At 70.9% G+C, this 11347-nt stretch carries 9 protein-coding genes and 1 pseudogene; 2 read left to right on the forward strand and 8 right to left on the reverse strand.

Annotation, left to right across the window (positions count from 1 at the left end; translation table 11 throughout):
• The 8 genes and pseudogenes from ACFXB5_RS02245 to ACFXB5_RS02280 all read right to left on the reverse strand — a co-directional run.
• Window positions 1–579, reverse strand: a pseudogene (locus tag ACFXB5_RS02245) (hypothetical protein); the annotation flags it as partial.
• A 43-nt stretch (window positions 580–622) separates the two neighbouring features.
• Entirely contained in the window at window positions 623–1855 is a 1233-nt protein-coding gene (gene mmsB, locus ACFXB5_RS02250; RefSeq protein WP_385201555.1) for a multiple monosaccharide ABC transporter permease, read from the reverse strand.
• Window positions 1852–3414 carry a multiple monosaccharide ABC transporter ATP-binding protein gene (gene mmsA / locus ACFXB5_RS02255; protein WP_385201556.1) on the reverse strand — a complete coding sequence of 521 codons (1563 nt, stop codon included), beginning with the start codon at window positions 3412–3414 and terminating at the stop codon, window positions 1852–1854. Before mmsA ends, mmsB begins: the two co-directional genes overlap by 4 nt.
• Before the next feature lie 14 nt (window positions 3415–3428).
• Window positions 3429–4538 carry a multiple monosaccharide ABC transporter substrate-binding protein gene (gene chvE, locus ACFXB5_RS02260; RefSeq protein WP_385201557.1) on the reverse strand — a complete coding sequence of 370 codons (1110 nt, stop codon included), beginning with the start codon at window positions 4536–4538 and terminating at the stop codon, window positions 3429–3431.
• 33 nt (window positions 4539–4571) lie between these two features.
• Window positions 4572–5561: a hypothetical protein gene (locus ACFXB5_RS02265; RefSeq protein ID WP_385201559.1), complete on the reverse strand. Its 990-nt coding sequence runs from the start codon at window positions 5559–5561 to the stop codon at window positions 4572–4574.
• A gap of 214 nt (window positions 5562–5775) precedes the next feature.
• A complete protein-coding gene (locus ACFXB5_RS02270) occupies window positions 5776–6807 on the reverse strand; it encodes a zinc-binding dehydrogenase (protein ID WP_385201561.1) in 1032 nt (343 codons plus the stop codon).
• On the reverse strand, window positions 6804–7964 hold the full coding sequence (locus ACFXB5_RS02275) for a mandelate racemase/muconate lactonizing enzyme family protein (RefSeq protein ID WP_201855533.1): 1161 nt from the start codon (window positions 7962–7964) through the stop codon (window positions 6804–6806). Before ACFXB5_RS02275 ends, ACFXB5_RS02270 begins: the two co-directional genes overlap by 4 nt.
• Window positions 7965–8169: 205 nt before the next feature.
• On the reverse strand, window positions 8170–9147 hold the full coding sequence (locus tag ACFXB5_RS02280; protein WP_385201564.1) for an ArsR/SmtB family transcription factor: 978 nt from the start codon (window positions 9145–9147) through the stop codon (window positions 8170–8172).
• A 115-nt stretch (window positions 9148–9262) separates the two neighbouring features.
• On the opposite strand from ACFXB5_RS02280, the gene ACFXB5_RS02285 reads away from it, so the two are divergent.
• A complete protein-coding gene (locus tag ACFXB5_RS02285) occupies window positions 9263–10498 on the forward strand; it encodes an MFS transporter (RefSeq protein WP_385201566.1) in 1236 nt (411 codons plus the stop codon).
• Window positions 10499–10723: 225 nt separating this feature from the next.
• Window positions 10724–11194, forward strand: a complete 471-nt coding sequence (locus ACFXB5_RS02290) for a DUF6299 family protein (RefSeq protein WP_385201568.1) — start codon at window positions 10724–10726, stop codon at window positions 11192–11194.
• Window positions 11195–11347: the final 153 nt, after the last annotated feature.

An 11347-nucleotide genomic window follows, 5' to 3' on the forward strand; every position in this document is an offset into this window, starting at 1 on the left:
GCGGTGGTGGTGTTCCCCACACCGCTGGTGGCGGTGCCGGGGACCCCCCATCTCGCGGCGGCCCCCCCGGGGGGGGGGGCCCCCCCCCACGTCCGCGCCCTTGCGGAACGGCTCCACGGACCAGACGCGCTTGTCGAAGCCCTTGTCGCCACCGTGCAGGCTGTTCGGCCCGTCGTTGATCGGCAGCTGGTACTTCTTGCCGTCCAGCGTGAAGGTGCCGCGTGCGATGCGGTTGCCGTAGCGGCCGATGAGGGCGCCGAAGTACGGGCTGTCCGCCACATAGGAGTCCAGGTCGTCGAAGCCGAGCGAGACATTGGCGCGGCGGCCGTGGCGGTCGGGGATCTCCAGGGCCTGCACGATGCCGCCGTAGCTGAGCACGCGCAGCCGGGTGCGGCCGTTTTCGATCGTCCAGCGGTCGACCGGTGTGCCGTCCGCGAGGGTGCCGAAGTGCTCCTTCACCGCGCCTCCCTTGCCCGCGGAGTCCCCTCCGCCTGCTGCGTGGGCGGTGCCGGTCGTGGCGGCCGAGGCCGCCAGTCCGGCCGCCGCCGCCGTGATCACCGTGCGTCTGCTCGTGGTCATATGCGGCTCCATAAGGCTAGATCCTTGGGGGACAGCTGATGGGTTACGACCCGACCTTGCGCTTGTTCCAGACATCGAAGCCGACCGCGGCCAGCAGCACCAGACCCTTGATCACCTGCTGGTAGTCGGTGCCGATGCCGACCAGCGACATACCGTTGTTGAGCACGCCGAGCACCAGACCACCGATGATCGCGCCGAGCACCGTGCCCACACCGCCGCTGGCCGAGGCGCCGCCGATGAACGCGGCGGCGATGGCCTCGAGCTCGAAGTTGAGGCCCGCGCTGGGGGTGGCGGAGCCCAGCCGGGCGGCGAAGACCAGACCGGCGAGGGCGGCGAGCACACCCATGTTGACGAAGACCAGGAAGGTGACGCGCTTGTCCCGGACACCCGACAGCTTGGCCGCCGGCTGGTTGCCGCCGAGGGCGTACACATGCCGTCCGACCACGGTGTTGCGCATCACGAAACTGAACACGACGAAGAGCACGGCCAGGATCAGCAGCCCGTACGGCGCGCCGTGCCAGCTGGACAGCGTCATGGTGAACGCCATCACCGCGGCCACGATCGCGGCGCACTTGACGAAGAACAGCCCCAGCGGCACCACGTCCAGCTCATAGGCCGCCCGCTGCTGCCGGGCGCGCCACTCCTGCCAGACGGCGGCGGCGCAGACCACGAGGCCGATCACCATCGTGGGGTTGTGGTACTCCGTGTACGGGCCCATCTCCGGGATGAAGCCGGTGCTCATCTTCTCGAAGCCGTCGGGGAACGGCGACAGGGACTGACCGTCCAGCAGGATCTGGGTGCCGCCGCGGAAGGCCAGCATTCCGGCCAGGGTGACGATGAAGGACGGAATGCCTATGTAGGCGATCCAGAAGCCCTGCCAGGCCCCGGCCACCGCGCCGAGCAGCAGACAGAGGACGACCGCGAGGCCCCACGGCAGATCGTGTTTGATCATCATGACGCCGGCGGCCGCGCCGATGAAGGCGACCAGTGAGCCGACCGACAGATCGATATGCCCCGCGATGATCACGATCATCATGCCGATCGCGAGGATGAGGATATAGCCGTTCTGCTGCACCAGGTTGGTGACGTTCAGCGGCCGCAGCAGGATGTCGTCCGACCAGATCTGGAAGATGACGATGATCAGGGCGAGCGCGACCAGCATTCCGTACTGCCGCATATTGGACCGCAGGCCCTGCAGCAGCAGCGTCCCGACGCTGGGCGAGCCCTCGGCCGGCGGTGGGGCCGGGCTCTCGGTCTTCTGGGTGGCCGTGCTCATCCTTCGTCTCCTCTGTCCCTCGTCATGTGGCGCATCAGAACTTCCTGCGTCGCCTCGGCCCGGGGAACCTCCCCGGTCAGCCGCCCGGCCGCCATCGTGTAGATCCGGTCGCACATCCCCAGCAGCTCGCCCAGCTCGGAGGAGATGAAGATGACGGCCTTGCCCTGGGCCGCCAGATCGTTGATGACCGTGTAGATCTCGTACTTGGCCCCGACGTCGATGCCACGGGTGGGCTCGTCGAGGATGAGCACTTCGGGGCCCGCGAAGATCCACTTGCTGAGGACGACCTTCTGCTGGTTGCCGCCGCTGAGCCGGCCGACCGGCTCGAACACCGTGGGCGCCTTGATGTTCATGGTGGTGCGGAACCGCTCGGCGACCCGTGACTCCTCGTGCTCGTTGACCACGCCGCGGCGCGCCACCTTGGTCAGCGAGGAGAGCGAGACATTGCGGCTGATGGTGTCCTCGAGGTTGAGCCCGTAGTGCTTGCGGTCCTCGGTGACGTACGCGATGCCGTGGTCGATCGCCTCCGGCACGGTGCGGGTGCGGACCTCCTCGCCGTCCCGGAACACCCGGCCGCCCGCGTACCGCCCGTACGCCCGCCCGAAGACGCTCATGGCGAGCTCGGTGCGGCCGGCGCCCATGAGCCCGGCGATGCCGACGATCTCCCCGCGCCGTACGTTCAGCGACACCCCGTCCACGACCTTGCGCTGCTGGTCGATGGGGTGGTGGACGGTCCAGTCCTCGACGGCCAGGGCCACCTCGGAGGCGTCCTCGCCCTCGTACGGGGTGCGGTCGGGGAAGCGGTGGTCGAGGTCGCGGCCGACCATGCCGCGGATGATGCGGTCCTCGGAGATCTCGGGGTCGGCCTCGGGGGTCTCCCGAACGGTCAGGGTTTCGATGGTCTGGCCGTCGCGCAGGATGGTGACGGAGTCGGCGACCCGGCGGATCTCATTGAGCTTGTGGGAGATCAGGATGCAGGAAATGCCCTGCGCCTTGAATTCCAGCAGCAGATCGAGGAGCTTTCCGCTGTCCTCGTCGTTGAGCGCCGCGGTCGGCTCGTCCAGGATGAGCAGCTTCACTTCCTTGGAGAGCGCCTTGGCGATTTCCACCAGCTGCTGTTTTCCCACGCCGATATCGGTGACGCGGGTCTGCGGAGAATCCGTCAGACCGACCCGCTTGAGCAGTGCGGTGGCGTGTCTGAGGGTTTCGTTCCAGCTGATCAGGCCGCGCCGGGAGTGCTCATTGCCGAGGAAGATGTTCTCGGCGATGGACAGATAGGGGATCAGCGCCAGTTCCTGATGGATGATGACGATGCCGCGCTGCTCGCTCGCGCGGATGTCCTTGAAGGCGCTCGACTCGCCGTCGAAGAGGATCTCGCCCTCGTAGCTGCCGTGCGGATGGACCCCGCTGACCACCTTCATGAGGGTGGACTTTCCCGCGCCGTTCTCCCCGCAGAGGGCGTGGATCTCGCCTTGGCGGACACGGAGATTGACATCGGAGAGCGCCTTGACACCGGGGAACGTCTTGGTGATGGAACGCAATTCGAGAATGGTGCTCATAGCCCGGTACCGCCCTACTTCAGCTGCGACGCGGTGTAGTAACCCTGATCGACCAGCACCTGCGTGTTGGACTTGTCGACGCTGACCGGGTTGAGCAGGAAGGTCGGCACGACCTTTTCACCGTTGTCGTACGACTTGGTGTCGTTGACCGGGGGCTTTCCGCCGGTCAGCTCCGCCTTCGCCATCGCCACGGTGGCCTTCGCCAGCTTGCGGGTGTCCTTGTAGATGGTCTGCATCTGCTGGCCCCGCAAAATGGACTTCACGGAGGCGAGCTCGGCGTCCTGACCCGTCACCACCGGGTACGGCTTGGACTTGGTGCCGTAGCCGACCCCCTTGAGCGCCGAGAGGATGCCGATGGACATGCCGTCGTACGGCGACAGCACGGCGTCGACATCGCGACTGCTGTACGCCTTGTTGAGCAGGTCCTCCATGCGGTCCTGGGCGGCGCTGCCGCTCCACTTCTCGGTGTAGAGCTGGTTGAGACTGGTCTGCTTGGAGCGGACGACCAGCTCGCCCTTGTCCATGTACGGCTTGAGCACCTTCATGGCGCCGTTGAAGAAGTACTTGGTGTTGTTGTCGTCCGAGGACCCGGCGAACAGCTCGATGGAGAACGGGCCCTTGCGGCCCTTGGAGAGCCCCAGCTTGTCGGCGATGTACTGGCCCTGGAGCCTGCCGACCTTCTCGTTGTCGAAGGTCGCGTAGTAGTCGACGTTCTTGGTGCCCAGGAGCAGCCGGTCGTAGGAGATCACCGGGATGTTGGCCTCATGGGCCTGCTTCAGGACGTCGGAGAGGGCCCCGCCGTTGATCGGCGCGATCACCAGCAGCCGATGGCCCTTGGTGATCATGTTCTCGATCTGGGACACCTGGGTGCGGACGTCGTCCTCGCCGTACTGGAGGTCCGTCTTGTAGCCCGCGGCCTGGAACTGCTTGGCCATGTTCCGGCCGTCGGCGATCCACCGCTCGGAGGACTTCGTCGGCATCGCGATGCCGATCGTGCCTCCCTTTTCCTCGCTCTTGTACCGGCTGCCGCCGACCGCCTCCTGGCCACAGGCCGTGGCGGTCAGCGAGAGCGCGAGGAGGCCGGCGCCTATCGCCGCGGCTCGTGCTCCTCTTACCGTGCGCATGGTGTTGGGGTCCTTCCCTGGGGCGTCGTTGCTTCAGGAACTGGGGAGGTCCGCGTCGGCGGTGAAACGCCGCAGCGGACCCGGCAGCCGGGAGCCGAGCGGGGACATCCCGCCGTCCGCGCCCAGCCGGGTGAGCAGGTCGAGCACGAGCCGCCCGCGGCGCACTCGCTCACGGGCGCTGCCCAGCGCCACGTCGCGCAGCTGGGCGCCGTACGGGTAGATCCCCGGGGATTTGCTGAGCCCGAACTTCAGATAGATGGGGGCACCGCGCCGGATCAGCTCCGCCGTGTCATAGAGCCGCACATAGCCGCCGAGGTCGTCCGGGGCCTCGACATAGAAGTCCATCGGGGCGCGGGAGACCCGGCGGATCTCGGTGAGGTGCTCCAGCGTCAGGTCCGAGGGGATGTTGATGGAGTCGGCCCCGAGCTGCTCGTACACCGCGAACGAGGCCGGGTTGACCGGGCCGACCAGCGCGGACAGCTTGAAGGTGGTGTCCGCGGGCAGGTCGCCGCGCGCCCGCAGCCGGTTCAGCAGCCACAGCACCCCCTCGTCGGCCACCAGCAGGCACTTCACGCCCAGCGAGACCGCGCGCAGCGCGTCCTCCACACAACCGGCAACCGCGTCATGGCCACGGGCGCGCAAGCCCCCGCCGCCGGAGTCGGAGCGGGTGGCGGCGCCGATGTCCCAGGTGCCGCGGGGGCCGGTGAACAGGCACAGCTCGGCGTTCCGCTCGGCGCAGCACTCCACCATCTCGGTGATCTCGGCATCGGTGAGCATCCAGACGCCGCTGCCCTGGCTGATCCGGTGGATCGGCACATCCAGCCGCCCGGCCTCCTTGAACACGGTGGCCAGCGCCTCCGGGCCCTCGACGGAGGGGACCTCGGTGCGCCAGGTGCCGCCGTCGGGGAAGGCGTGCGCGGAGGCGTCGGCGGGGTCGGGGGCGGGCGCGGCGTGGCCGAGCGAGGCGAGGGCCGCGTCGGCGGGGCGGCGGGGGCCGGAAGAGGCGGGTGAGGCGGCGGTCACGGTGCTCCCTGTGGAGTGATGGCCGGTGGTTCGGCGTCCGGCTGGTGCTGCCCAGGACATCGTTGTCCGGGTGGGGCTGGGGTGATGACTAGAGACGGTCGGGAGGACTGGTGTGATGACTGGAGTCGGGTCCGAAAGGCTGGGGGGACGACTGGAGTCGGGGGCGGGAGGCTTGACGCGGCGAGGTTTGGCACAGGGAGGTCTCACATATGCGCTAGTCGAGGCCCTGCGGACGCAGCAGCACCTTGCCGACGGCCGGATCGCCGCTGCCGACCAGCTCGATCGCCGAGGCGAAGTCGGTCAGCGGCAGCTCATGGGTGACCAGCGGCCGCAGGCTCAGCAGCCCCGCGTCGAAGACCCGTACGGCGTGCGCCCAGGCGGCGGGCGGGGCCCCGAAGACGGTCTGCACCTCGATCTGGCGGACCACCAGATCGGTGGGGTCCAGACCCTCCGCGCCCGCCGCCGGGATGCCGGTGAGCACCAGCCGGCCGCCCCGGCGCAGCAGGGAGGCGGAGCTACGGGCGGCGGAGGCCGATCCGGCGGTCTCGATCACCACGTCATAGCCCGAGAGCTGGTCGGACAGCTGGTCCCGGGTGCGGAACTCGGTGCCGCCGAAGGACAGCGACAGCCGCTCCCGGTCCGGGCGGGTGCCCACCACCAGCAGCCGCGCGGGGGAGACGGCGGCGAGGAACTGCACCGCGATCATGCCGAGCGTGCCGGTGCCGACCACCGCGACCCGCTCACCGGGCTGGGCCCGGGCCTTGAGCGCGGCGGCGGCGATGCACGCGGCGGGCTCCAGCAGCGCGGCCGCGCCCAGGTCGGCGTCGTCGGACAGCGGGTGCAGCAGCCGGGCGGGCAGGGCCAGGGTGTCGGCCATCGCCCCGGGCTGGGTGAAGCCGGTCTCCTCGTACCCGGCCGTGCACAAGGTGGTGTCCCCGGCGTGACAGCGGTCGCACACCTGGCAGCTGCGGAACCCCTCGCCGACGACCTTACGGCCGACGAGTGCCTCCGGGACGCCCGCGCCGACCGCCTCGACCGTCCCGGACCACTCATGGCCGGGGGTGACGGGGTAGCGGACGTACCCCTCGGGCCGGTTGCCCTGGTACAGCTCGCGGTCGCTGCCGCAGATCCCGGAGGCGTGCACCCGCACCCGCGCGTCACCGGGGCCGGGCGGGGCCGCTTCGGCGGCGGTGCCGGTCTCGACGAGACGGAACGCGCCGGGGGCGTCGAGGACGAGCGCGGTCACTGCCGTCCGCCCTTCGGGTCCCGCTTCTCCCAGCCCTCGGCCCACAGGTCGAAGTGGGCCTGCTGCTGGGGGAACTCGGCCGCCGCGTCGGTGTCCAGCTCCACGCCGAGACCGGGCTCGTGGGAGAGCTGGAAGTAGCCGTCCACGACCTGCGGGGCGCCCTTGACCACCTTCTTGATCTCCGCGTCGGCGAAGTCGTTGAAGTGCTCCAGGATCTTGAAGTTCGGGGTGCAGCCGGCGACCTGCAGCGACGCGGCGGTCAGCACCGAGCCGCCCACGTTGTGCGGGGCGATCAGCACATAGTGGGTCTCGGCGGTGGCGGCCAGCTTGCGGGTCTCGCCGATGCCGCCGATGTGGCCGACGTCGGGCTGGATGATGTCGGCGGCCTGCGACTCGAACAGCTCGCGGAACTCGATCCGGTCGTGGATGCGCTCGCCCGTGGCGATCGGCAGCCGCGTCTTCTCCGCGACCTTCGCGAGCGCCTTGAGGTTCTCCGGCGGCACCGGCTCCTCCAGCCACGACGGGTGGAAGCGCTCCAGCTCGCCCGCGATCCTTACGGCGGTCGCCGGGCTGAACCGCCCGTGCATCTCCACCAGCAGCTCGGTCTCCGGGCCGATCGCGTCCCGTACGGCCTCCACGAGGGAGAGCGAGTGCAGGGTCTCGGCGTGGTCCAGCTCGAAGTGGCCGGTGCCGAAGGGATCCAGCTTCAGCGCCCGGTAGCCGCGCTCGACCACCGTGGAGGCCGCCTTGTGGAACGCCTCGGGCGTGCGCTCCACGGTGTACCAGCCGTTGGCGTACGCCTTGACCCGGTCCGTCACCTTTCCGCCGAGCAGCTGCCAGACGGGCACCCCGAGCGCCTTGCCCTTGATGTCCCAGCAGGCCATCTCCACACAGGCGATGCCGGACATCACGATCTCGCCCGCCCGGCCGTAGTCGCCGTACTTCATCCGCCGGACCAGGTCCTCCACCGCGAACGGGTCCGACCCTGCGAGGTGATTGGTCTCGGCCTCACGCAGATAGCCCAGCAGCGCATCGGTCCGCCCGAGCATGCGGGTCTCGCCGACGCCGGTGATCCCCTCGTCCGTATGGACCTGCACATAGGTGAGATTGCGCCAGGGGGTGCCGACGACATGCGTACTGATACCGGTGATGCGCACAGCAATCGACCCTTCGCGATGTTCGATATTTCGTCACTCGTTCGAAATGTTGACGTGACGGTAGTAAGCGCCCGTCAGGGGTGTCAATGGTTGTGCGGCGAATGACGTTCGAACGTGACAACTCATCATGACCGATCAAGAACCATCATGACCGATCATCGCACTGGACGACATACCTATCGGGATGTTCGTTGCGGCGCCCGCACTACCCGCCGCCACGCTGCGCCTTCACCAGGACCTCGCCCGCCGTTGTCCGGTCGTACAGAACCGAACGCCCCGCCCGGCGCCTGCGGACCAGATGGGCCTCGCGCAGGACACGCAGATGGCGGCCGATCGAGCCCAGGGTCTGGCCGGTGAGGGCCACCAGATGGGTGGTGCTCTTCGGGGTGTCGAGGAGGTACAGGACGCTCGCGCGGGCCGGGCCGAGGAGGCGGGCGAGGGGGTCGGCGGCCGGTCGCGGGTCGGACCCGGCGAGGACACCGGCGCACGGGTAGACCACGGCGTAGCGGTGCGGCGCGTCCCAGGAGACCCAGCCGGTGACGGGCGTGACGGGGACGAAGAGCAGCTGGGCGCCGTGGACCGCGCGCGGCGGGTTGTCGTGGGCGTTGATCTGCAACCGGCTGCCGCCCAGCCAGCGCATCCCCGGCCGCATGCCGTCCAGGACGGCCGCCCAGCCGCCCTGGCTCACCTGCCCGGTGCGCGCCACCACGTCGGCCTCGATGATCCGGCGGCGGCGCGGCCAAGTGGGCCGTACGGCTTCCGTCCACACCCACTCCAGCAGCTCCGCGAGGAGCCCCGGCAGATCGTCGCGGCGCAGCGCGGCCGGGAGCGGGGCGCGGCCCAGGGAGACCGTGAGGTCGGAGCGGGCGGCGGCGGGGGCCGTCGTACGGATCCGGGCCAGCTCCTCCTCGAAGGACGGCTCGCCCTCGCTGGGCGGCGCCTGGGTGAGGAAGTCCGCGAGCCAGGTCCGGCCCAGCGCGGCCCGTACGAGCAGCGCGGTCACCGGGTCGTCGGCCAACCGCGCCCGGTAGGCGGGCAGATGGGCGTCGAGCCAGGCCCGCTCGCCCGGGTGCGCGGCGCTCGCCCGCTCCAGGGTGATCAGAGCGGCGGTGGTCTCGGCCAGGGCGGAGCGGACGAACCGGCCGCCCGCGAGCGTGTCCGCGTCCACCAGCCACAGCCCCATCCGGCCACCCCCGCCGCCACCCCGTGGTCGCGCGTCGTTCCGTGTCGTTCCGCATCGTTTCGCGTCCGCGCGAAACATTAACGCCGCCGCGCGGCGACTCCCGAGCCTGAAGGCCATGCGCACTTATCGAGAAGTGTTCCGGGTCCCGGAGTTCACCCCGCTGTTCCTGGTCTCCGCCACCCAGGTGGCCGCCTCGACGGCGAGCGGCCTCGCCCTCGGCACCCTGGTCTACGCGGCGACCGGCTCACCGCTGCTCTCCGCGCTCAGCATGTTCGGCCCCTCGCTCGCCCAGGTGGCGGGCGCGCTGGCGCTGCTGTCGGCGGCCGACCGGCTGCCGCCGCGCGCCGCGCTGTCCGGGCTGTCGGCGCTCTTCGCCCTGGGGACCGCCGCGTTGGCCCTCCCCGGGCTGCCCGTGGCGGCCGTCCTCGCCATCGTGTTCGGGCTGGGCGCGGCGGCCTCCCTCGGCGGGGCCGTCCGCTATGGACTGCTCACCGAGATCCTGCCCAAGGACGGCTATCTGCTGGGCCGTTCGGTGCTCAACATGTCGGGCGGCACCATGCAGATCGGCGGATACGCGGCCGGTGGCCTCCTGGTGACCGCCCTCTCGGCGCGCGGCACCCTGCTCATCGCCGCCGGGCTGTATGCGCTGGCCGGGGCCACCGCCCGGGTCGGCCTGAGCGGGCGTCCGGCGCGGGCCGGCGGACGGCCCTCGGTCGCCGAGACCTGGCGTGTGAACGCCCGGCTGTGGTCCTCGGCGCCCCGACGGCACGTCTATTACGCGCTCTGGGTGCCCAACGGGCTGATCGTCGGCTGTGAGTCCCTCTTCGTGCCCTACGCCCCCCGGCACGCCGGGCTGCTCTTCGCCGTCGGCTCCCTCGGCATGCTGATGGGGGACCTCCTCACCGGACGGCTGCTGCCGCCGCACCGGCGGGAGCGGCTCGCGGCGCCCCTGCGGCTGCTGCTCGCCGCGCCGTATCTGGTCTTCGCGCTGCGTCCGCCGCTGCCGCTCGCACTGGCCGCCGTCGCCCTCGCCTCGATCGGCTTCTCGGCCACGCTGGCGCTCCAGCAGCGGCTGATGGCCCTGACTCCGGACGAGATGAGCGGCCAGGCCCTGGGGCTGCACTCCTCCGGCATGCTCGCCATGCAGGGCGTGTCCGCCGCCCTCGCGGGCGCGCTGGCCCAGCCCACCTCACCGGCGGCGGCGATGGCCACGCTGGCGGCGGTCTCCGTGGCCGTCACCCTGGCCCTGGCCCCGGGGCTGCGGGGCGGCCCCGGGGCACGTCGGCCTCGAGCGGCCCCGTCGGAGGGGACGGCCGAGGGGCCGGTCGAGGGGGCGGCCCGGGAGGGGTGAGCACCCGTAAGGACGCGGGCGAGCACCGTAAGGACGCGGGCGAGCACCGTAAGGGCGTCACGGGGGGTGTCCGGTCGCGAGGCCGTGGGGTCAACCGGGCGCCCGGCGGCCACCCGTTGGGCGGTGCCGGACACGCCGCACGGGGGTGACGTTCCCCCGGACGGGTTCGGCCGCCCGGTAGCTGTACGGGCAACTGAACTCCCGCCCCTGGAGGTATGTACGTCCATGCGCAACCGTCGCCGCGCCCTCGGCGCCCTTACCGTTCTTCTCATGGCGGCGCCGGCCGCCCACGCCGCGCCCGCCGGACACGACTGGCCCGGCCGGTCGCGTCTGCCCCTGCCCTGGTCCGACGACCTGACCATCGACCGCACCGGGGACGTCACCCCGGACGGGTCCGTCACGCTGTACGGCAGCTACCGATGCGTCCGGGAAGGGGTGGAGTACACGCGGGCGAGCGTGCTCGTCACCCTCACCCAGGGCCGGGAGCGCCACGGCCTCGGCGGCTATGACGCGATCTGTGACGGACAGCGGCACCGCTGGCTGATCGACGCGGTGGACGTGGGGCGGTACGAACCGGGCCCGGCGGACGCCGAGGTGACGCTGTTGAAGTTCGACGCCGGTGGCTCCTTCGTACCGGTGCCGAGGAACGCGGCCGGGGTCGATCGGGCGGTCAGGCTGGTGGGCGGCGACCACTGAGCCACCGTCACGAGACGGCTCGCCCGCACGGCCGTCACCCCTCGGCCGCGGGGGGGGGCCGCGGGCGACGCGGGGAGGGTTGGGCGCGGTCGGGGGCGGCGGGGGGCGGCGCCCCCGCCGGGGCGCGCGCGGGTGCAGAGCAGCGAGCGACAC

Origin of the sequence: Streptomyces sp. NPDC059455, from assembly GCF_042750115.1 — a bacterium.
GTDB lineage: Bacteria > Actinomycetota > Actinomycetes > Streptomycetales > Streptomycetaceae > Streptomyces > Streptomyces endocoffeicus.